Raw genomic sequence first — 21,558 nt, 5'->3', positions numbered from 1 at the left:
AAAAAATCAACCTCTTTTGTGTTTGCCGCCAAAGCTGTCGTTAGACTTACGCTTGCCTTTAAAGCCTTCGCCGCCTTTTTTGAAACCATCAGCTTTTTTGAAACCATCTTTCTTAAAGCCATCTTTCTTGAAACCGTCTTTTTTATGGCCTTCGCCGCGAGCTTTACCGCCGAAACCTTCTTTAGCCGGTTTCTTATCGCCGCGCCAGCCGCCGGATTTACGATCGCCCCAGCCGCCTTTGCCTTTCGGTTTAGCGCCGGCAGATTTGCGTTTGCGTGTCGGCTCCATGCCTTCGATGGTCAGCTCAGGCAATTTACGGCCGATGTATTTTTCAATTTTGTGTACTTTGACGTATTCGTTCACTTCGGCAAAAGTAATCGCAATACCGGTGCGGCCTGCGCGGCCGGTACGGCCGATACGGTGAACGTAGTCTTCAGCCTGTTTCGGCAAGTCGTAGTTGATAACGTGGGTAATGGTTGGTACGTCGATACCGCGTGCGGCAACGTCGGTGGCAACCAAAATTTTGCAGCGGCCTTTGCGCAAGTCCATCAGCGTGCGGTTACGCCAGCCTTGCGGCATATCGCCGTGCAGGCAGTTGGCGGCAAAACCTTTTTCGTACAACTCATCCGCAATGACTTCGGTCATGGCTTTGGTGGATGTAAAGATCACGCATTGGTCGATATTGGCATCGCGCAAAATGTGGTCGAGCAGGCGGTTTTTATGGCGCATATCGTCGCAGTACAACAGCTGCTCTTCGATTTTGCCTTGATCGTCCACACGCTCAACTTCGATGGTTTCAGGGTCTTTGGTCAGTTTGCGCGCCAGTTTGCCCACCGCGCCGTCCCAAGTGGCGGAGAACAACAAAGTCTGACGGTCGCTCGGCGTTGCTTCAACGATGGTTTCGATGTCGTCGATAAAGCCCATGTCCAACATACGGTCGGCTTCGTCCAGAATCAGCACTTCCAAACGTTCAAAATCAACTTTACCGCTCTGCATCAAGTCCATCAGACGGCCCGGAGTGGCGACAATCAGGTCAACCGGTTTGCTCAGGGCACGGGTTTGGTAGCCGAAAGATGCACCGCCGACAATGCTGACAGTACGGAACCAACGCATATTTTTAGCATACGCCAGTGCATTTTTTTCTACCTGAGCCGCCAGTTCGCGGGTCGGGGTCAATACCAAAGCGCGCGGACCTTTGCCCGGTTTTTCGCTGCGTTTGGTCAGTTTTTGCAAAGTCGGCAGCAGGAAGGCTGCAGTTTTGCCTGAACCGGTTTGTGCCGAAGCCATAATGTCGCGGCCGTCCAAAGCAAACGGAATCGCTTGCGCCTGAATCGGGGTCGGGCTTTCATAACCCTCGCTGCTTACGGCAGACAAAATGTTTTTATCAAGGTTCAAATCGGCAAATTTAATAGACATATCTATCCTAAGAGACAACAACGCGCACGCCTGAACAATTTCAGACGACCTGAAGCAAAGGAAAGTAACGATACGGGAAATGTGAAGTTACAGGGTTGTCGCAAGCATCTTGCTTGTGGTTAACATCGACGACAACCTGCACAGAAAAGGCTTTGCAAATATGCAAGCAATAAAAGAAACGCGCCCGAAACGGCGGTTTAGGTTGGATGACGATGGCTTCGTATCAAAAGGCGAAGGGCGGATAATAAAGGAGAAAACCGCCCAGGTCAAGCAAAACAGGCTGCGAGTGCAAAATCAAGCTATAATGCCGTTTTATTGAATCAGCACGGATGAATCCGACATGAAGTTTTTCAAAACCGCCTTATTACCTGCACTTGCTGCCGCCCTGTTGCTTGGCGCGTGCAGTGGCTCGGAGAGTTATCGCGGCGAATGGAAGGCCGTTGCGTCCGACGGTAGCAAAGCCGAAATCACCTTTGCCGAAAAAAGCTTTACTGTCAAAGACGAAAAAGGCAAAGAAACCGTTTACGAATACACTCAAAACCAATACAAATTAGAAAGCGGCAGAACCAGCTACGGCATCGACATCAAAAACGCCTCGGAAGCACGAATCGTGTTCCCGTTTAAAGGCAAGACCGACCGTGCCACCATAGTTGCGCCTGACGATACAATTCTCTATATGCTTGACCGCCACGCCTACGTCCCTACTGATCAATTCTGGAAACTTCCCCAATAAGGCCGTCTGAAAACCATGACCGACATTACCCCCTTTGCCAACCGCTTGGGCAAAAACATCAAACATCTTATGAAATGGGCCAAACGCAACAATATCGAAGCCTGGCGCATTTACGACCGCGATATTCCCCAATTTCCCTTTGCCGTCGATGTTTACGGCGACCAAATCCATCTTCAGGAATACGATACCGGCTGGCTGATGCAGCCCGAAGAATACGAAGCATGGCTTGCCGATGTATTGGAAGCTATTGGTTTTGTGACCGGTTTTGCGCCCGAACAAATCCACCTCAAACGCCGAGAACGTCAAAAAGGCTTGCAGCAATACGAAAAAACCGGCAAAACCGGCGACGATTTCGTCATCACTGAAAACGGCCGCAAGTTTTGGGTCAACCTCGACAAATACCTCGATACCGGCCTTTTCCTCGACCACCGAAATACGCGCAAAAAGGTCGGCGACACCGCAGCGGGCAAACGCTTCCTCAACCTGTTTTCCTACACAGGCAGCTTCACCGTCTATGCCGCAACCGGGGGTGCAGTATCCAGCGAAACCGTCGATTTATCGAATACTTATCTGGAGTGGGCAAAACGCAATTTCGAACTCAACGGCATCGACCTTGAGCAACACAAAATCGTCCGCGCCGACGTGTTCCAATACCTGCAAAATGCCGCAGACGAAGGCAAAAAGTTCGACCTGATCGTCATGGACCCGCCCAGCTTTTCCAACAGCAAAAAGATGCTCGACATCCTCGACATCCAGCGCGACCATAAAAAGCTGATTGACGGCGCAATGAGCCTGCTCGCTTCAGACGGCATTCTGTATTTCTCCAACAACCTGCGCAGTTTTGTGTTGGACGATTCGGTCGCGGAACAATACACCGTCAAAGACATTTCCAAGCAGTCCGTTCCCGACGATTTCCGCAACAAAAAAATCCATCAATGCTGGGAAATCAAGCATAAATAAGCATCAGGCCGTCTGAAAGCCAGTTTTCAGACGGCCTGATTACCATATTGAATCTCTCAATCAATAGGCGCATAATTGAAGAAATTGTTGACAATATCAAAAGGAAAAGAACATGCAAAACTACCTGACGCCCAATTTCTCATTCGCCCCCATGATTCCGGAACGCGCGCTCGGCAGCCGGGTTTGGGATACCGAAGGACGAGAATACATTGACCTGTCAGGCGGTATTGCTGTGAACGCGCTAGGCCATTGCCATCCCGATTTGGTCGCAGCCTTGGCCGAGCAGTCGCAAAAGCTCTGGCACATTTCTAATATCTACACCACCCAACCGGCGCAAGAATTGGCCAAAAAACTGGTCGAAAACACCTTTGCCGACAAAGTGTTTTTCTGCAATTCCGGCGCGGAAGCCAATGAAGCCGCACTGAAACTGGCGCGCAAATACGGCCGCGATCATTTTGGCGAACACAAAACCGAAATCATCTCCTGCCTCAACAGCTTCCACGGCCGCACCCTGTTTACCGTATCCGTCGGCGGCCAGCCCAAATACAGCAAAGACTACGCGCCGCTTCCGGCCGGCATTACCCACGTTCCCTTCAATGATGTTGCCGCATTGGAAGCAGCCATCAGCGACAAAACCTGCGCCGTGATTATCGAGCCGATTCAAGGTGAAAGCGGTATCCTGCCTGCCACCCAAGAATATCTGCAAGCCGCACGCCGTTTATGCGACAAACACGGCGCCTTGCTGATTTTGGACGAAGTGCAAACCGGCATGGGTCATACGGGCAAACTGTTTGCCTACGAGTATTACGGCATCACACCCGACATCATCAGCTCCGCCAAAGCCTTGGGTGGCGGCTTCCCGATTGGCGCGATTCTGACCACCGATAAAATCGCCCCAACCTTCGGCCCCGGAACACATGGCTCGACCTTTGGCGGCAATCCGATGGCGTGTGCGGTCGGCAGCCGTGCGTTTGACATCATCAATGCGCCCGAAACATTGGCACACGTTAAACAACAAGGCCAAAAACTTCAGACGGCCTTGCGTGAAATAGGCGAAAAAACCGGCGTATTTAAAGAAGTCCGCGGCATGGGCTTGCTGCTCGGCTGCGTGTTGGCAGACAAATACGCAGGCAAGGCATCTGAAATCACCGCCGCCGCTTTAAAACACGGCCTGATGGTACTGGTTGCCGGCGCCAATGTCGTGCGCTTCGCCCCCAGCCTGCTGCTGAACGATGAAGACATGGCCGAAGGCTTGAAACGTTTTGAAGCGGCCTTGGCCGAATGGTTGGCCTGATTTTCAAAACCCAATATCCAAATCAGCCGACAGCTTTTATTCCCTAATTGATGCCATATAGCGAAGACCGTCTAAAAGACCGTTTGAGTTTTTCAGACGGCCTTTTTTCAATATTGAAAACAACATCCGCCTACATGCTTTGTCATTTGATGTTTGTTAAAAATCGTACCGCTTCTTCGTGTTACGCTTGTCAAACAATTTGATTTTACGAAGAAAAGGAGCAGGAGATGGTATCGTTGAAAACACAAATCGCCGGTTTTTCTTTTGACAACTGCCTGATGAATGCGGCTGGTGTGTCGTGCATGACTGTTGAGGAATTGGAAGCGGTCAGACAGTCTTCGGCAGGCACTTTCATTACCAAAACTGCTACGCTTACCCCTCGTCAAGGCAACCCCGAACCGCGTTATCGGGACGTGCCTCTCGGCAGCATCAATTCGATGGGTTTGCCGAATCAAGGCATTGATTACTATCTGGATTACCTGCTTACCCTTCAAGAGTCTCAGCCGGAACGGACATTTTTCCTATCACTGGTCGGTCTGTCGCCCGGCGAAACACATATCCTGCTGGAAAAGGTGCAAAACAGCGGATTCAACGGCATTACCGAACTCAACCTATCCTGCCCAAACGTCCCCGGCAAGCCGCAAATCGCCTATGATTTTGAAACCACCGAGCGGATTTTGAGCGAAGCCTTCAGCTACTTCGATAAACCTTTAGGCGTCAAACTGCCGCCATATTTCGATATCGTCCATTTCGATCAAGCGGCGGAAGTGTTCAACCGCCATCCCTTAAAATTTGTCAACTGTGTCAACTCCATCGGCAACGGCATGTATATCGAGGACGAATCCGTTGTTATCCGCCCGAAAAACGGCTTCGGCGGCATAGGTGGCCAATACATCAAACCGACCGCACTTGCCAATGTCCATGCGTTCTATCAAAGACTGGATCCGTCTATCCAAGTCATCGGAACAGGCGGCGTTTATAGCGGCCGTGATGCGTTTGAACACATCTTGTGCGGCGCAAGCATGGTGCAGATCGGCACGGCGCTACACCAGCAAGGCGTGGGCATTTTCGAACGGATTTCCCTTGAATTAAAAGCCATCATGGCGCAAAAAGGCTACGAAAAACTGGAAGACTTCAAAGGCAAATTAAAATATTTTTCATAGGGGTTACTCTAAAAAACGCCCAAGGCCGTCTGAAAATTTCAGACGGCCTTGTTGTATAATTGCTCCCCACATTACCCGTCTTCCCCTTCAATGAAACTCAACCCCCAACAGCAAGCCGCAGTCCAATATCTTGGCGGCCCCCTGCTCGTCCTTGCCGGCGCAGGCAGCGGTAAAACCGGCGTGATTACGCAAAAAATCAAGCATTTGATTGTCAATATCGGCTATCTGCCGCATACCGTTGCCGCGATTACCTTCACCAATAAAGCCGCTACGGAAATGCAGGAACGCGTTGCCAAAATGCTGCCCAAATCGCAAATGCGCGGGCTGACGATTTGCACCTTCCACTCTTTGGGCATGAAGATTTTGCGCGAAGAGGCGAACCAAATCGGTTACAAAAAAAACTTTTCCATCCTCGACTCTACCGACAGCGCGAAAATCATCGGCGAACTTTTGGGCGGTACAGGAAAAGAAGCCTTATTCAAAGCGCAGCACCAGATTTCCCTTTGGAAAAACGATTTAAAAACGCCTGAAGAGGTAGTTCAGACGGCCTCTAATGTGTGGGAACAGCAAACAGCGCGTGTCTATGCCAGTTATCAGGAAACCCTGCAAAGCTATCAGGCGGTGGACTTCGACGACTTAATCCGCCTGCCCGCCGTGCTGTTGCAGCAAAACAGCGAAGTGCGCAACAAATGGCAGCGGCGGCTGCGTTATCTGCTGGTTGATGAATGCCAAGACACCAACACCTGCCAATTCACCCTGATGAAGCTCTTGACCGGCGCGGAAGGGATGTTTACCGCCGTCGGCGATGACGACCAGTCCATCTACGCATGGCGCGGCGCGAACATGGAAAACCTGCGCAAAATGCAGGAAGACTATCCGCAGATGAAGGTCATCAAACTGGAGCAAAACTACCGCTCCACTGCGCGGATTCTCAAAATCGCCAACAAAGTCATCGAAAACAACCCCAAACTCTTTACCAAAAAACTTTGGTCGCAGTTTGGCGAAGGCGAAATCGTCAAAGTCGTTGCCTGTCAAAGCGAGCAGCACGAAGCCGACTGGGTTGTCAGCCAAATCGTCAAGCAGAAGCTGGTCGGCGGCGACAAAACCCAATACGCCGATTTCGCCGTGTTATACCGCGGCAACCATCAGGCGCGGATTTTTGAAGAAGCCTTGCGCAGCGCGCGCGTTCCCTACCAACTCTCCGGCGGGCAGAGTTTTTTCGACAAAGCCGAAATCAAAGACGTTTTGTCCTATTTGCGCCTGCTTGCCAACCCCAACGACGATCCTGCCTTCTTGCGCGCCGTCACCACGCCCAAACGCGGCATCGGCGACGTAACGCTGGGCAAGCTCAACACCTACGCGCACGAACACGAATGCAGCCTGTATGAAGCCGCGCAAACCGAAGAAGCGCTTGCCCTGTTGAACAATACCAACCGCCAACACCTGCAAGCCTTCATGGATATGATTGAAAGCTACCGCGCCAAAGCCGAAACCAGCGAAGCAGGCGAGCTTATCCATAACCTGCTGAAAGAAATCGACTACGAAAACCACCTGTTGGCCAACGAAGAAGGCAAAGCAGGCGAAATCAAATGGCGCAACGTTACCGACCTGACCGGCTGGCTGGAACGCAAAGGCGAGCAAGACGGCAAAAACATCATCGAGCTTGCCCAAACCATCGCCCTGATGACGCTTTTGGAGGGCAAAAGCGAAGAAGAAGTCGATGCCGTTAAACTTTCGACCCTGCACGCTTCCAAAGGCTTGGAATACCCCTACGTTTTCCTTGTCGGTTGCGAAGAAGGCATCTTGCCGCACAATGACAGCATAGAAGAAGACAACGTCGAGGAAGAACGCCGTCTGATGTACGTCGGCATTACCCGCGCCAAACGCCAACTTACGCTGACCCACTGCCTCAAACGCAAAAAGCAAGGCACATGGCAATTCCCCGAGCCGAGCCGCTTCATAGACGAAATGCCGCAGGAAGACATCAAGATTTTAGGCCGCAAAGGCGGCGAGCCGATTGTGAGCAAGGAAGAAGGAAAAAGCAATCTGGCTGGTTTGCTGGATATGCTGGGAAACAAAAGAAAGGGATAAAGCAAGGCCGTCTGAAAGCAATCTTTCAGACGGCCTTATTGTCAGCAAAATGTCAAAGACAACAATTAAATAATTTTTACTTTATACCTTTACGCCTATCCGTCCCCACTTCTCTCGATTCTTCAAAAATAAACAAAAATAATCGAATAATCAGGTACAAAATAAAAAATCAAGCGACACGATTGCTCCCATTCTCCTTCAATTTACAAGTAAAAATTGTCAACATTTCAAGTATAAATTCACAAGCAAAATCGCATTTTTCAGGTATAATAACGGATTCCCCAACTGCATTTTGTGAGCTGAATCCATGTCTGTTGTTCTGCCCTTGCGCGGTGTAACCGCCCTTTCCGATTTCCGTGTTGAAAAACTCTTTCAAAAAGCAGCCGCACTCGGCCTGCCCGAAGTCAAATTAAGCAGCGAATTTTGGTATTTTGTCGGTAGCGAAAAAGCACTTGATGCCGCGACAGTCGAAAAACTGCAAGCCTTACTGGCGGCGCAAAGCGTTGAACAAACGCCCAAAGCGCGCGAAGGCTTGCATTTATTTTTGGTAACGCCCCGTTTGGGCACCATTTCGCCTTGGGCTTCCAAAGCAACCAATATCGCCGAAAACTGCGGTTTGGAAGGCATTGAACGTATCGAACGCGGCATGGCCGTATGGTTGGAAGGCGCACTTACCGACGGGCAAAAACAACAATGGGCAGCCCTATTGCACGACCGCATGACCGAAAGCGTGTTGACTGACATCGATGCAGCGGCGCAACTGTTCCACCACATCCAATCGGAAACCTTCTCCAGCGTAGATGTATTGGGCGGCGGTAAAGAGGCATTGGTTAAAGCCAATACTGAAATGGGCTTGGCGCTTTCAGCCGACGAAATCGATTATCTGGTTGAAAACTATCAGGCTTTAAACCGCAATCCGTCCGATGTTGAATTGATGATGTTCGCTCAGGCAAACAGCGAACACTGCCGCCACAAAATCTTCAACGCCGACTTCATCCTCAACGGCGAAAAACAACCGAAATCCCTTTTCGGCATGATTCGCGACACACACAATGCGCATCCCGAAGGCACAGTCGTTGCCTATAAAGACAATTCGTCCGTAATCGAAGGCGCCAAAGTCGAGCGTTTCTATCCGAATGCGGCGGAAAACCAAGGCTACCGTTTCCACGAAGAAGACACCCATATCATCATGAAAGTGGAAACACACAACCACCCGACCGCCATCGCGCCGTTTGCCGGAGCGGCAACAGGTGCAGGCGGTGAAATCCGCGATGAAGGCGCGACAGGCAAAGGCTCACGTCCGAAAGCAGGCTTGACCGGCTTTACCGTCTCCAACCTGAATATCCCTGGCTTGGAGCAGCCTTGGGAACAAGCCTATGGTAAACCCGGCCATATTGCTTCTCCTTTAGACATCATGATTGAAGGCCCGATCGGCGGCGCAGCGTTCAACAACGAATTCGGCCGTCCGAACCTCTTGGGCTACTTCCGCACTTTTGAAGAGAAGTTCGACGGTCAGGTTCGCGGCTATCACAAACCAATTATGATTGCAGGCGGCTTAGGCAGCATTCAGGCGCAGCAGACGCATAAAGACGAAATCCCCGAAGGCGCATTGCTGATCCAACTGGGCGGCCCGGGTATGCTCATCGGTTTGGGTGGCGGCGCGGCCTCTTCCATGAACACCGGCACAAACGACGCATCTTTGGACTTCAACTCCGTACAACGCGGCAACCCCGAAATCGAGCGCCGCGCGCAAGAAGTCATCGACCGTTGCTGGCAGCTTGGCGACAAAAACCCGATTATCTCCATCCACGACGTCGGCGCAGGCGGCTTGTCCAACGCCTTCCCCGAACTCGTTAACGATGCCGGTCGTGGCGCGGTATTCAAACTGCGCGAAGTGCCGCTGGAAGAACACGGCCTCAGCCCATTGCAAATTTGGTGTAACGAATCGCAAGAACGTTATGTGTTGTCCATCTTGGAAAAAGATTTGGAGACCTTCCGCGCCATCTGCGAACGCGAACGCTGCCCATTTGCCGTAGTCGGTACAGCGACCGACGATGGTCATTTGAAAGTACGCGACGATTTATTCTCCAACAATCCCGTCGATTTGCCATTGAACGTCTTGCTCGGCAAACCGCCCAAAACCACGCGTACCGACAAAACGGTTACGCCGTCTGAAAAACCGTTTAACGCGGGCGATATCGACATTACCGAAGCCGCCTACCGCGTTTTGCGTCTGCCTACCGTAGCAGCCAAAAACTTCCTGATTACCATCGGCGACCGCAGTGTCGGCGGCATGACCCACCGCGACCAAATGGTCGGCAAATACCAAACCCCCGTAGCCGACTGCGCCGTTACCATGATGGGCTTCAATACCTATCGCGGCGAAGCGATGTCTATGGGAGAAAAACCGACTGTCGCCCTGTTTGACGCGCCTGCTTCGGGCAGAATGTGCATCGGCGAAGCCATTACCAACATCGCGGCGGTCAATATCGGCGACATCGGCAACATCAAACTTTCCGCCAACTGGATGGCGGCATGCGGCAACGAAGGCGAAGACGAAAAACTTTACCGCACCGTCGAAGCCGTCTCCCAAGCCTGTCAGGCATTGGATCTGAGCATCCCCGTAGGCAAAGACAGCCTGTCAATGAAAACCGTGTGGCAGGACGGCGAAGAGAAAAAATCTGTCGTCTCGCCGTTGAGCCTGATTATCTCCGCGTTCGCGCCAGTTCAAGACGTACGCAAAACCGTTACGCCCGTATTAAAAGACAATGCCAATTCATTCACTATTCTGCTGATGATTGACTTAGGCAACAACAAGTGCCGTATGGGTGGGTCTGCACTGGCTCAAGTGTATAACCGAAGCGGCGGCGAAGCACCTGATATTGATGCAGGCCATCTGAAAGCGTTTTATCAGTTAATTCAGCAACTCGTTCAAGAAGATAAGTTGCTGGCCTACCACGACCGCAGCGACGGCGGTTTGTTTGTGACTCTGGCAGAAATGGCATTTGCTTCTCGCCGTGGCATGAATCTCGACCTGCTGACAATGGTAAGTAAAAATATTAACGTTCAAAACGAGTATTACTCGTCTCAAGAATGGCAAAAATTTGTCCTAACTACCCTGTTTAACGAAGAATTAGGAGCCGTTATTGCTGTTCACGCTGCCGACCACGAATATATTTTCAATTTGTGCGAGAAACTGAATCTCACGCTGCACTATTTGGGAGAGTTTGCCGACAGCGGCCATATGGTCATCAATGCAGGAGAAGAAATTTTCAATCAATCCCTTACCGACCTGCAACGCGCATGGCAGGAAACCAGCCACGCCATTCAACGTCTGCGCGACAACCCTGCCTGCGCCGACAGTGAGTTTGCCCTGATTGACGACAACGACCGCAGCGCATTGTTTGCCGACGTGAAGTTCGACGTGAACGAAGACATCGCCGCGCCTTTCGTCAACAGCGGCGCGAAACCCAAAATCGCCATCCTGCGCGAACAGGGCGTGAACGGACAAATCGAAATGGCCGCCGCCTTCACCCGCGCCGGATTCGATGCTTACGACGTGCATATGTCCGACCTGATGGCAGGCCGCGTCCACCTTGCCGACTTCAAAATGCTGGCGGCGTGCGGCGGTTTCAGCTACGGCGACGTACTCGGTGCAGGCGAAGGCTGGGCGAAATCGATTCTGTTCCACCCTGCTCTGCGCGACCAATTTGCCGCCTTCTTCGCCGATCCAAACACGCTGACATTGGGCGTGTGCAACGGCTGCCAAATGGTCAGCAACCTCGCTGAAATCATCCCCGGCACGGCAGGCTGGCCGAAGTTCAAACGCAACCTGAGCGAACAGTTCGAAGCGCGCCTGAGCATGGTTCACGTCCCCAAATCAGCCTCCCTGATTCTGAACGAAATGCAAGGCTCCAGCCTGCCTGTCGTGGTCAGCCACGGCGAAGGCCGCGCCGACTTCGCGCTTCACGGCGGCAATATTTCCGCCGATTTGGGCATTGCGCTGCAATATGTGGACGGCCAAAACCAAGTGACCCAAACTTATCCGCTAAACCCTAACGGCTCGCCTCAAGGCATCGCCGGTGTGACCAACGCCGACGGCCGCGTTACCATCATGATGCCGCATCCGGAACGCGTATACCGTGCCGCACAAATGAGCTGGAAACCGGAAGACTGGACGGAATTGTCCGGCTGGTACCGCCTCTTTGCCGGAGCAAGAAAGGCTTTGGGTTAACCGGCAGGCTGATTTGATTCGGCTTTAAAGAGAAAGGTCGTCTGAAAACGATTTAGCGGATTCTGCTATATCTGTTTTCAGACGACCTTTATATGTTCTTTTGCGTATAAGACCGAGCCGACCGCCGTCATTCCCGCCTGCGCGGGAATGACGGCCTAGATTTTTTGTCCCGAACCTATATACAAATAAACTTAATTGAATTTATAGAAAGATTTGGAGAAGCTTATGTCTAACATAGTAATTTTTAAAAACATGCCGAATGATGATGACTATATTAAATGGATTGATGAAAACCCAAATGGATTTGTATTAAATATAGATCAAACTAAAGACCCTTCTAAGATTTGGAAAGATTATCCCAAAATACATTTTGCTAATTGTAACCAACTAAATAAAAGGCCGGGGCGCACAACTGGAAAATATTTCAAAGTTTGCTCAAACTCAATTGAAGAACTTGAAAAATGGAGCCTGGATGAATACAGGAGAGAACTAACTCCATGCGGAACCTGTAAGAAAAACGGATTACCGGTAGGACGGCTCATGGGAATACCAAATTTTCAGGTAGCTTCTACCCTGTCCTTAAAATCTAATATAGACGAACTCGAAGAATGTTTAGCCTCCGAGACTAATCCAGAAAAGCGAACCGAAATTGAAACTTTGATAAAAGCCCGTCAAGGGCAAGGCAGATTCCGGCAAAAACTACTCGAACTGTATCCGAACTGCCCGCTAACAGGTCTAGATGTTCGGTCTTTACTTATTGCCAGCCATATCAAACCTTGGAGCAAATGCAATAATGAAGAGAGGTTAGATCCCTTCAATGGACTGATGCTCGCACCCAATATTGACGCATTATTCGATAGCGGACTGATTACGTTTGATGCCGACGGTACGATAAAAATCAGTCCGAAAATCGATCTGGAAAATCAAAAGCGGCTTGGAATTTCTCCCGATATGAAATTAAAAATCGAACCTGAAAGCGAAAAATATTTCGAGTATCACCGCAACCATGTTTTCCAAAAAGAAGAATAAATAGTGTTGAACAGTCCGTTGATTTAAGGTTGTCTGAAAACGATTTAGCGAACCTCGCTATATCCGTTTTCAGATGACCTTTTTGCGTCCTTTTGCGTATAAAGACCAAACTCGTCGCCGTCATTCTGTATAATTGCCACTTTTAAACTATAATCGACATATTCAGACGGCCTTTCCTGACATTATGACTCGACAAGCCTTTATCCTCAGCGATTGCGAATTTTCCGAATGCGGCGAAAAGCCTTACGCCCTGTTGACCGCGAATCCGACGAAGGAACACCACTTCATCGCCCAAACCGAGCAGCGGCAGCACGCGCATAATCCGCAGGTCAGCCCTCAGAATCAGAATGTTTACAAGCTGCCTTTGTCAATATTCCATACTGGTGAAAAAACCCGTAGCAAAGAACAAAACCGCAGCGAAGCGATAAGCGTCAACATCATCGGCAACTTGGCGGCGAAAAACCTCTATACGCTGACCTTTGTCGAAGACTCCACCAACCAATATAATCTGGAAAGCTGGTTCAACCGTCATGAAAGCGGCTACGAAGAAGCCTGCAACCACCTGCGCACCCTGCCTGCAGACCGTCTGAAAACAACTACGGCAAATACCGATACCGTCAAAGTACCGGATGCGTTGTGGCGGATATTACGGCTGAAATTCCTCGGTATCCTGCGCAATCCGCACAACCATAAAAACCTGTTTGCCCACCGCCTACATCAAACACTTCGGGCGCGGCTGCCGGAAGTCGGTTTTGAATTTGTCCGCTTGATCAGCAAACGCGACCCCAAGCGCATCGAAGCCATTATACAGGACTACCGTTTCACTTTTCTCGGCTATGTCGATTGGCTGGGCGGACTTTACGGTATGTTGAGCGAAGGCGTGGCACAGCCGTCGTTGTTTGAACGGCTGTTTTGTAATATCTTTGCCAAACCCGAAGCCGTGAAAATCGAATTGTTCCGCTATCCGGAAAACACGGGGCTATGCCTGTTTGGCGACAGCAGTTTCTGCCTGCAAGCCTCGGCCAAGCTATTCAGTGTCGGCGTTAATATCTCGCACGATATGTTTGCCGTCGTCCATCTGCAAACCGACCGTTGGCACGCGTTTAAGAATACCTTTCATCACGACGCGCCCAAACTGCAAGGCCAAGTGCGGATTATCGACAGCGACCAAACCCAAAGATTGCTGTTCAACCGACTGTGCATCCATCAAGCCCATGAAGCCGTGTTCGGCCAAAGCCCGAATATCAAAGATTATTTAGAGGCCGTCTGAAACCCCAAACCAGAAGAAAGCATATGAAAATCACGCCAATTAAAGCCCTAAACGACAACTACATCTGGATGATTCAAGAAGGCAACCATGCTGCCTGCGTCGATCCATCCGATGCCACGCCCGTTTTGAAATTCCTCGTCCACAACCGCCTGATGCTGGCGCAAACATGGATTACCCATCCGCACCCCGACCATACCGGCGGCGCAAAAAGCTTGTTCCATGGCTTTTTAGAATCCCCAATCTATGGCGAAAGCGACATCGACGTGGCGACGCATACCGTCACCGCAGGTACGCAGTTCCCGTTTGGCGAAGGCTTGGTTACCGTTTGGGCAACCCCCGGCCATACCGACCGCCACATCAGCTATCTGTTGGAAAATTCAGACGGCCTGCACGTTTTCTGCGGCGATACCTTGTTTTCCGCCGGTTGCGGCCGCGTATTTACCGGCACAATCGAGCAGCTTTACGACAGCTTCCACCGATTCAACCAGCTGCCCGAAGAAACACTGTTTTATCCAGCGCACGAATACACCGCCTCCAATCTACGCTTTGCCCAGCACATCGAGCCGGACAACATCGACATTCAGACGGCCTTGGCCGCAGCCGAACACACGCCGACACTGCCTGTCAGCCTGGCGCACGAGCGCAAAGTCAATCCGTTTTTCCGCGTACACCTGCCCCAAGTTCAGGCACGCGCCGAAGAATTGAGCGGACGAAAATTAAACAGCGAACTCGAAGTCTTCGCCGCTTTGCGTGAATTGAAAAATCAATTTTAATTGGGCTTAGGTCCCTAATAAATAAGGCCGTCTGAACAATATCTGTTCAGACGGCCTTTATTATTGAGGGATTATTCCCACTCAATCGTGGCAGGCGGTTTGCCGCTGACATCATAAACCACGCGGTTGATGCCTTTGACTTCGTTGATGATGCGGTTGGACACGCGGCCAAGCAGCGAGTAAGGCAGCTCAGCCCAGTGGGCAGTCATAAAGTCGCTGGTAATCACGGCACGCAAGGCTACGACGTAATCGTAAGTACGGCCGTCGCCCATCACGCCGACGGATTTCACAGGCAGGAATACGGCAAATGCTTGGCTGGTCAGGTCGTACCAAGATGTGCCGTTTTCATCGGTAGTATTGCGCAATTCTTGAATAAAAATATCGTCTGCTTGACGGAGCAAGTCAGCATATTCTTTTTTCACTTCGCCCAAGATACGCACGCCCAAACCCGGGCCCGGGAACGGATGACGGTACACCATTTCGCGCGGCAGGCCCAAAGCGACGCCCAGTTCGCGCACTTCGTCTTTGAACAAATCACGCAAAGGCTCAAGCAATTTGAGCTTCATGTTTTCAGGCAGGCCGCCGACGTTGTGGTGGGATTTGATGGCGTGGGCTTTTTTGGTTTTCGCGCCTGCGGATTCGATTACGTCAGGGTAAATCGTACCTTGCGCCAACCATTTGGCGTTAGTGAGTTTTTTCTCTTCAGCGTCAAAGACTTCGATAAATTCCGCACCGATGATTTTGCGTTTTTTCTCCGGATCGGTCACGCCGGCAAGTTTCGCCAAAAATTGCTCTTCGGCATCAACGTGAATCACACGTACGCCCAAGTTGCGGGCAAACATGTCCATTACCATTTTGCCTTCGTTCAAACGCAACAAACCGTGGTCAACAAACACGCAGGTCAGTTGGTCGCCGATAGCGCGGTGAATCAACGCGGCTGCTACGGAAGAATCCACGCCGCCGGACAAACCCAAAATCACTTCGTCGCTGCCGACTTGTTCGCGGATTTTGGCAACGGCTTCTTCGATGTAGTTCGGCATCGTCCAGCTTGGTTGTGCGCCGCAGATGTCCAAGACAAAGCGGTTCAACAGGGTGCGGCCTTGTTTGGTGTGGGTCACTTCAGGGTGGAATTGGATGCCGTAGAATTGTTTCTCAGCGTTTTCCATCATGGCAATCGGGCAAGACGGGGTGTCGCCAATAACAGAAAAACCGGTAGGCAGTTTGGAAACTTTATCGCCATGGCTCATCCAAACGTCGAGCGTGTTTGGCGCATCGTCTTGAATGCCGCGTGTCAGCTCGCTGTCGATGGTTTTCACTTGCGCATAACCGAATTCACGTTGGTTGCCGGGCTGCACTTCGCCGCCCAAGTGGTGCGCCATAAATTGCATGCCGTAGCAGATGCCCAAAACCGGAATGCCCAAATCAAAAATACCGGTATCGGCTTGATAATCGGATTCGTAAACGGAATTGGGACCGCCGGAGAGGATGATGCCTTTCGGATTGAAGGCTTTGATTTCGTCCAGAGGAATGTCGAAAGAATGCAGTTCGCAGTAAACGTGGGCTTCGCGCACGCGGCGGGCGATCAGCTGGGTAACTTGCGAGCCGAAGTCGAGAATAAGGATTTTGTCTTGGGTCATGGCGGAAACTTTGCAAAATGTAAGAAAACGGTGCGGCCGGGAGGGTAAATTTCAAATTTAAACCACAATAAAAAAGGCCGTCTGAATCGGCGGATTATACCATTGTTCAGACGGCCTTTATAGGGCAAAACCCAAATCTCTCATCTTTCTATTTTGCGTGTTTCTCAGGAATCATATCGCTGCGCGAGAGCAGCAGCAGACAACCCAACACAACCATGCCGATGGCTAATAATGGCGAGAGGTAAATCCAGTAGCTTATGTGCAGATAAATGGCTGTACCGATATAAACCAACATCGGGCCGGAAACGATGGACTGTTTGTTGATGCCGTCCATAATCAACACGGCAAGACCCAAAATAATTAATGCGCCGGCAATCATGGTCGATGTTGCAGGCAAAATATCCGTGGCGCGTAAAAACCAAACTGCGCCAAAGATAATCAAAAATAAAGGCAGAAAAAGTGAAGGACGGGACATAACAACGCTCCGTAAAGGTTTCAGACGGCCTGTATTATTGGGTGCGTCGGTCATACAGACAAGATATAAAAATGCAATCTTGTGTGTAATTATGCAAAGGTTAACCCAACAAAAAGGCCGTCTGAACAACGGCAAACCGAAATCAAATATTTCAATTTATCTTGTTCCAGACGGCCTTTCAAATCATCAGGCTTTGCCCGTGCTGCCGAATCCGCCTTCACCGCGCTCGCTGGCGGCAAACTCGTCCACAACCTTAAACGCAGCTTGGACAACCGGCACAATCACCATTTGCGCGATACGCTCCATAGGCTCGATGGTAAACGCTTCTTTACCACGGTTCCACAGAGAAACCTTCAATTCGCCTTGATAATCCGAGTCAATCAAACCGACCAAATTGCCCAAAACAATACCGTGTTTATGACCCAAACCGGAACGCGGCAGCAAAACGGCTGCATACGTAGGGTTGGCCAAATGCACCGCCAAACCGGTCGGCACGAGATACACATCGCCCGGCTGCAATACAACAGCTTCATCCAAGCAGGCACGCAAGTCCAAACCGGCAGAACCGGGCGTTGCATAAGCAGGCAGGGAATCGGCCATTTTCGGATTTAAGATTTTCAGTTCGACTTCGGTTTGCATGACAGGACTCCGTATTGTTCTATATTGGAAAGGGCTACGATTATACACAATGCCCTTGAGGCCGTCTGAAAAAACGGAGTATGATTCAGTCAGACCTAAGGAGAAAAATCATGGATTTACACAATATCCGCGAAGATTACAGCAAACGCGAGCTATCGGAAGCCGAATGCCACGCCGACCCGATTGTCCAATTCGAGCAATGGCTGAACGAAGCGATTCACGCCGAAGTCAACGAGCCGACCGCAGTCAACGTTGCCGCCGTGGGCGAAGACGGCAGACCCAACAGTCGCATGGTGCTGCTAAAAGAAGTCAACCCCAAAGGCTTTGTTTTCTTTACTAATTACCACAGCCGTAAAGGCCGCTCCTATACGGCACACCCCTTTGCCGCCATGACCTTTTTCTGGCCGGAACTCGAGCGTCAAGTGCGCATTGAAGGGCGCATCGAAAAACTCGACGCCGCCGCTTCGGACGAATATTTTGAAAGCCGCCCCTACACCAGCCGTATCGGCGCATGGGCAAGCGAACAAAGCGAAGTGATTTCCAGCAAAGCCGTTTTGGTAGCCAAAGCCGCAGCCGTCGGCGTCAAACATCCCCTGCATGTTCCCCGCCCGCCGCATTGGGGCGGATACCTCGTTATTCCCGACCGCATCGAATTCTGGCAAGGCCGCCCCAGCCGTCTGCACGACCGCATCCAATACCGCCTGGTTGACGGCAACTGGATACGCGAACGCCTTTCGCCATAATTTTCGGATTTTCAAACAAAAAATTACTGGTTGAGTTACAATACAGCCTTTCATCGGCAGGCCGTCTGAATCTGATTTTCAGACGGCCTTTTCCCCCAATCCAACCCCTGCCGCAACCGCCGCAGAAGAACCGCTTTTTCAAGCGAGTTAGGAAAAATCATGTCCAAACAGCCTTCCAGCAAACGCCAATGGCGCGACGGCGTATCATCTACCGCCAAAAAACCTTCCAAACCGGCCAAATCCTTTGCCAATAAAAAACGTCCAGACAACGAACGCAAAACATCAGGCAAACCTTACGGCCCAAAAGTTTCAGACGGCCCTAAAGCTCAAAATACTGCGCCCAAACAACGTGCTGCCAAAGCCAAAAAACTGGTTGTCCGCAACCCCAACCAAAAAATCATGGAGCACGCCCGCGATTTGAAAGAACGCCGCAGCGACCTTTCTCGCTTCGAACCCGAGCGCCTGCAAAAAGTCCTGGCCGCTTCCGGCGTCGGCTCACGCCGCGAAATGGAAGAATGGATCAGCAACGGCTGGGTAACGGTCAACGGCCACGTCGCCCAACTGGGTGACAAAGTCACCCCCGATGACCACGTTACCGTCAAAGGCAGCATCATCAAACTCAAATGGGCCGATCGCCTGCCGCGTATCATCCTCTACTACAAACAAGAAGGCGAAATCGTTTCCCGCGACGACCCGCAAGGCCGCGTCAGCATTTTCGACCGCCTGCCGCAAGCAGCCAGCAGCCGCTGGGTGGCCATCGGACGCTTGGACATCAATACCAGTGGCCTTTTGATCCTGACCACTTCAGGCGAACTCGTTCAACGCTTTGCCCACCCCAGCTTTGAAGTCGAACGCGAATACGCCGTGCGCGTATTGGGCGAGTTGACCACCGAACAAATGCGCGTCCTGACCGAAGAAGGAGTGATGCTCGAAGACGGTTTGGCAAAAGTCGAACGAATCTACGAACAAGGCGGCGAAGGCGCAAACAAATGGTACAACGTCGTCATCAAAGAAGGCCGCAACCGCGAAGTACGCCGCATTTTTGAAAGCCAAGGCCTCACCGTCAGCCGCCTCGTGCGCGTAGGCTTCGGCCCTATCGGCCTGCCAAACCGCCTCAAACGCGGCCAGTTCTACGAACTCAATCCGGCAGAAGTCGCCAACATCATCAAATGGGCGGACATGCTGCTGCCGGGCGAACGTCGCCGGAAGAAAAGTTAATGTAAGATAAATCGGGGCTGAGGCCTTTACAAAATTGTCTCAGTCCGACAAAATCTTGCCCAAGTCATAAAAATAGTGGGTTAAGTTTAGACCAGTACCGCGTTGCTCCGCCTTGTCCTGATTTAAACTTAACCCACTATTTACGCATTAAAATCTAAATAAAAAGTGACTCTGCGCTCTCGTTGAATCTGCCAATACACTGCCATCAACACTTTATAATAATCAGCATGTGATATTTTCCTGGAGCTTAAATCATGCCCCGTTTCTTCCTAAAAACCGTTTCCATACTCACTTTGACAGCCTTGACAGCATGTTCTGACTCAAAAGAATACTCGAATCCCTCTTTTGGTCCCTCTCTAGGATTCAAGGAAAGCCAAATTGTTGCCATACAGAAGGTTAAAACACCTGCTGTCAATGCTCAAAACACCGAACGCTACCAAGACCAACCCGACCAACCGGTCAAATCCGTTGCTCAAGAACCTGTTTCCACATTCAGCATCGATGTCGATACCGGCAGCTACGCCAACGTCCGCCGATTTCTGAACAGCGGCAAACAGCCGCCTAAAGATGCTGTACGGATTGAGGAAATCGTCAATTACTTCCCTTATAACTATCCACTGCCTACTGACGGTCGTCCCTTTGCCGTTCACACTGAAACCATTGATTCTCCATGGCAACCGGAAGCCAAACTGATCAAAATCGGCATTCAAGCACAAGACACGGCAAAGAAAGACCTGCCGCCCGCCAATCTTGTTTTTCTCGTGGACGTATCCGGCAGTATGGATGCAGAAAATAAACTTCCATTGGTTCAAAAAACGCTGCGTATCTTGACCCAACAATTACGCCCGCAGGACAAAGTTACCCTGATTACCTATTCATCAGGCGAAGAGCTGGTGCTTACGCCCACATCAGGTTCAGATAAAGAAACCATCCTGAAGGCCATCGACAAGCTGAAAGCCGAAGGCTCGACTTCGGGCGAATCCGCTTTACGCATGGCCTACGAGCAAGCGCAAAAAGCCTTTGTACCCAACGGCATCAACCGTATCCTGCTGGCGACCGATGGCGACTTTAACGTTGGCGTATCTGATACCGAAACGCTCAAATCCATGGTTGCCGAAAAACGTAAAACCGGCGTTTCACTCAGTACGCTAGGCTTCGGTACGGACAATTACAACGAAGACATGATGGAACAAATTGCCGATGCAGGCGACGGCAATTACAGCTACATCGACAACGAAAAAGAAGCGAAAAAAGTCCTGCAACAGCAGCTGACCTCCACACTCGCCACCGTTGCGCAGGATGTCAAAATCCAAGTTGAATTCAATCCTGCCACCGTCAAAGAATACCGCTTGGTCGGCTACACCAACCGCACCCTGCGCAATGAAGACTTCAATAATGACAAAGTAGATGCGGGTGATATCGGCTCAGGCCACAGCGTGACCGCCATTTATGAAATCATTCCGGCAGGCAAAAACGGTTGGCTGAACGAATCACGCTATCAAAAAGCCCCGGCCGCCAAAGGCAGTAAAAACGAATACGCCTTTGTCAAAGTACGCTACAAACTGCCTGGGGAAAAAGACAGCAAGCTGATGGAACAAGCAATTCCCGTTGGTAGCAAACCGCTGGAGCAAGCCGATAAAGACACCCTGCTCGCCCTTGCCGCAGCTTCCTATGCCCAAGCCCTGCGCGGCGGCGAATACAACGGCAAACTCAGTTGGAGAGACATCGAAAACATGGCACAGCAAGTCCAAGGCGACGATCCGTTTGAACTGAAATCGGAATTTCTCCAATTGGTTCGCATTGCCGCCGGTAGCGAAAAGCAATCAGGTCCTTTGGTTAAAGAATAAACCTGAAAAAGGCCGTCTGAAAAACATTCAGACGGC

General features: G+C 50.9%; 17 protein-coding genes. 13 read left to right on the top strand and 4 right to left on the bottom strand.

Annotation, left to right across the window (positions count from 1 at the left end; all coding sequences use genetic code 11):
- Nucleotides 1–6 precede the first annotated feature (6 nt).
- On the bottom strand, nucleotides 7–1,416 hold the full coding sequence (locus HMPREF2696_RS10825; RefSeq protein WP_004520343.1) for a DEAD/DEAH box helicase: 1,410 nt from the start codon (nucleotides 1,414–1,416) through the stop codon (nucleotides 7–9).
- A 115-nt stretch (nucleotides 1,417–1,531) separates the two neighbouring features.
- On the opposite strand from HMPREF2696_RS10825, the gene HMPREF2696_RS11895 reads away from it, so the two are divergent.
- The 10 genes from HMPREF2696_RS11895 (at nucleotide 1,532) to gloB (ending at nucleotide 14,963) form a co-directional block, all read left to right on the top strand.
- On the top strand, nucleotides 1,532–1,735 hold the full coding sequence (locus tag HMPREF2696_RS11895; RefSeq protein WP_004520342.1) for a hypothetical protein: 204 nt from the start codon (nucleotides 1,532–1,534) through the stop codon (nucleotides 1,733–1,735).
- Between the two features lie 21 nt (nucleotides 1,736–1,756).
- Nucleotides 1,757–2,149 (top strand): hypothetical protein, encoded by a 393-nt coding sequence (locus tag HMPREF2696_RS10820; RefSeq protein ID WP_004520341.1) that lies wholly within the window; start codon nucleotides 1,757–1,759, stop codon nucleotides 2,147–2,149.
- Between the two features lie 15 nt (nucleotides 2,150–2,164).
- A complete protein-coding gene (locus HMPREF2696_RS10815) occupies nucleotides 2,165–3,109 on the top strand; it encodes a class I SAM-dependent methyltransferase (RefSeq protein WP_004520340.1) in 945 nt (314 codons plus the stop codon).
- A gap of 112 nt (nucleotides 3,110–3,221) precedes the next feature.
- Nucleotides 3,222–4,403 (top strand): aspartate aminotransferase family protein, encoded by a 1,182-nt coding sequence (locus HMPREF2696_RS10810; protein WP_070504572.1) that lies wholly within the window; start codon nucleotides 3,222–3,224, stop codon nucleotides 4,401–4,403.
- 227 nt (nucleotides 4,404–4,630) lie between these two features.
- Nucleotides 4,631–5,566: a dihydroorotate oxidase gene (locus tag HMPREF2696_RS10805; RefSeq protein ID WP_070588477.1), complete on the top strand. Its 936-nt coding sequence runs from the start codon at nucleotides 4,631–4,633 to the stop codon at nucleotides 5,564–5,566.
- A gap of 90 nt (nucleotides 5,567–5,656) precedes the next feature.
- The gene (rep, locus tag HMPREF2696_RS10800; protein ID WP_070588476.1) at nucleotides 5,657–7,657 is read left to right on the top strand and encodes a DNA helicase Rep; all 2,001 of its coding nucleotides are present in this window, start codon (nucleotides 5,657–5,659) and stop codon (nucleotides 7,655–7,657) included.
- A gap of 307 nt (nucleotides 7,658–7,964) precedes the next feature.
- Complete coding sequence (purL, locus tag HMPREF2696_RS10795; RefSeq protein ID WP_070588475.1) at nucleotides 7,965–11,891, top strand: phosphoribosylformylglycinamidine synthase; 3,927 nt, start codon at nucleotides 7,965–7,967, stop codon at nucleotides 11,889–11,891.
- Between the two features lie 225 nt (nucleotides 11,892–12,116).
- Entirely contained in the window at nucleotides 12,117–12,920 is an 804-nt protein-coding gene (locus HMPREF2696_RS10790) for an HNH endonuclease (protein WP_070588473.1), read from the top strand.
- Between the two features lie 184 nt (nucleotides 12,921–13,104).
- On the top strand, nucleotides 13,105–14,190 hold the full coding sequence (locus tag HMPREF2696_RS10785; protein WP_049343597.1) for a hypothetical protein: 1,086 nt from the start codon (nucleotides 13,105–13,107) through the stop codon (nucleotides 14,188–14,190).
- 23 nt (nucleotides 14,191–14,213) lie between these two features.
- Nucleotides 14,214–14,963, top strand: a complete 750-nt coding sequence (gene gloB / locus HMPREF2696_RS10780; RefSeq protein WP_049335243.1) for a hydroxyacylglutathione hydrolase — start codon at nucleotides 14,214–14,216, stop codon at nucleotides 14,961–14,963.
- A gap of 71 nt (nucleotides 14,964–15,034) precedes the next feature.
- Here gloB and guaA read toward each other — a convergent pair whose 3' ends face one another.
- The 3 genes from guaA to dut all read right to left on the bottom strand — a co-directional run bounded on the left by guaA (nucleotide 15,035) and on the right by dut (nucleotide 17,714).
- The gene (guaA, locus tag HMPREF2696_RS10775; RefSeq protein WP_070588472.1) at nucleotides 15,035–16,600 is read right to left on the bottom strand and encodes a glutamine-hydrolyzing GMP synthase; all 1,566 of its coding nucleotides are present in this window, start codon (nucleotides 16,598–16,600) and stop codon (nucleotides 15,035–15,037) included.
- A 148-nt stretch (nucleotides 16,601–16,748) separates the two neighbouring features.
- Nucleotides 16,749–17,075, bottom strand: coding sequence for a hypothetical protein (locus tag HMPREF2696_RS10770; protein ID WP_070588471.1), 327 nt, complete (start codon nucleotides 17,073–17,075; stop codon nucleotides 16,749–16,751).
- 186 nt (nucleotides 17,076–17,261) lie between these two features.
- The gene (gene dut / locus HMPREF2696_RS10765; RefSeq protein WP_070588469.1) at nucleotides 17,262–17,714 is read right to left on the bottom strand and encodes a dUTP diphosphatase; all 453 of its coding nucleotides are present in this window, start codon (nucleotides 17,712–17,714) and stop codon (nucleotides 17,262–17,264) included.
- Nucleotides 17,715–17,824: 110 nt separating this feature from the next.
- On the opposite strand from dut, the gene pdxH reads away from it, so the two are divergent.
- From pdxH to HMPREF2696_RS10750, 3 genes are all read left to right on the top strand, one after another.
- Nucleotides 17,825–18,457 (top strand): pyridoxamine 5'-phosphate oxidase, encoded by a 633-nt coding sequence (pdxH, locus tag HMPREF2696_RS10760; protein WP_049335246.1) that lies wholly within the window; start codon nucleotides 17,825–17,827, stop codon nucleotides 18,455–18,457.
- A gap of 159 nt (nucleotides 18,458–18,616) precedes the next feature.
- Nucleotides 18,617–19,675 carry a pseudouridine synthase gene (locus HMPREF2696_RS10755; protein WP_070588468.1) on the top strand — a complete coding sequence of 353 codons (1,059 nt, stop codon included), beginning with the start codon at nucleotides 18,617–18,619 and terminating at the stop codon, nucleotides 19,673–19,675.
- A 254-nt stretch (nucleotides 19,676–19,929) separates the two neighbouring features.
- Nucleotides 19,930–21,522 carry a vWA domain-containing protein gene (locus HMPREF2696_RS10750; protein WP_070588467.1) on the top strand — a complete coding sequence of 531 codons (1,593 nt, stop codon included), beginning with the start codon at nucleotides 19,930–19,932 and terminating at the stop codon, nucleotides 21,520–21,522.
- Nucleotides 21,523–21,558 lie beyond the last annotated feature (36 nt).

The sequence above is a fragment of the Neisseria sp. HMSC058F07 genome (genome assembly GCF_001810035.1).
Lineage (GTDB): Bacteria > Pseudomonadota > Gammaproteobacteria > Burkholderiales > Neisseriaceae > Neisseria > Neisseria perflava.
This window is presented reverse-complemented; position numbering and strand designations above follow the sequence as displayed.

Excerpts from the sequence above, each read along its gene's own strand:
- HMPREF2696_RS10825 (WP_004520343.1), bottom strand. The coding sequence starts at position 1,416 with ATGTCTATTAAATTTGCCGATTTGAACCTTGATAAAAACATTTTGTCT.
- HMPREF2696_RS10820 (WP_004520341.1), top strand. The coding sequence starts at position 1,757 with ATGAAGTTTTTCAAAACCGCCTTATTACCTGCACTTGCTGCCGCCCTG.
- HMPREF2696_RS10815 (WP_004520340.1), top strand. The coding sequence starts at position 2,165 with ATGACCGACATTACCCCCTTTGCCAACCGCTTGGGCAAAAACATCAAA.
- HMPREF2696_RS10810 (WP_070504572.1), top strand. The coding sequence starts at position 3,222 with ATGCAAAACTACCTGACGCCCAATTTCTCATTCGCCCCCATGATTCCG.
- HMPREF2696_RS10805 (WP_070588477.1), top strand. The coding sequence starts at position 4,631 with ATGGTATCGTTGAAAACACAAATCGCCGGTTTTTCTTTTGACAACTGC.
- rep (WP_070588476.1), top strand. The coding sequence starts at position 5,657 with ATGAAACTCAACCCCCAACAGCAAGCCGCAGTCCAATATCTTGGCGGC.
- purL (WP_070588475.1), top strand. The coding sequence starts at position 7,965 with ATGTCTGTTGTTCTGCCCTTGCGCGGTGTAACCGCCCTTTCCGATTTC.
- HMPREF2696_RS10790 (WP_070588473.1), top strand. The coding sequence starts at position 12,117 with ATGTCTAACATAGTAATTTTTAAAAACATGCCGAATGATGATGACTAT.
- HMPREF2696_RS10785 (WP_049343597.1), top strand. The coding sequence starts at position 13,105 with ATGACTCGACAAGCCTTTATCCTCAGCGATTGCGAATTTTCCGAATGC.
- gloB (WP_049335243.1), top strand. The coding sequence starts at position 14,214 with ATGAAAATCACGCCAATTAAAGCCCTAAACGACAACTACATCTGGATG.
- guaA (WP_070588472.1), bottom strand. The coding sequence starts at position 16,600 with ATGACCCAAGACAAAATCCTTATTCTCGACTTCGGCTCGCAAGTTACC.
- HMPREF2696_RS10770 (WP_070588471.1), bottom strand. The coding sequence starts at position 17,075 with ATGTCCCGTCCTTCACTTTTTCTGCCTTTATTTTTGATTATCTTTGGC.
- dut (WP_070588469.1), bottom strand. The coding sequence starts at position 17,714 with ATGCAAACCGAAGTCGAACTGAAAATCTTAAATCCGAAAATGGCCGAT.
- pdxH (WP_049335246.1), top strand. The coding sequence starts at position 17,825 with ATGGATTTACACAATATCCGCGAAGATTACAGCAAACGCGAGCTATCG.
- HMPREF2696_RS10755 (WP_070588468.1), top strand. The coding sequence starts at position 18,617 with ATGTCCAAACAGCCTTCCAGCAAACGCCAATGGCGCGACGGCGTATCA.
- HMPREF2696_RS10750 (WP_070588467.1), top strand. The coding sequence starts at position 19,930 with ATGCCCCGTTTCTTCCTAAAAACCGTTTCCATACTCACTTTGACAGCC.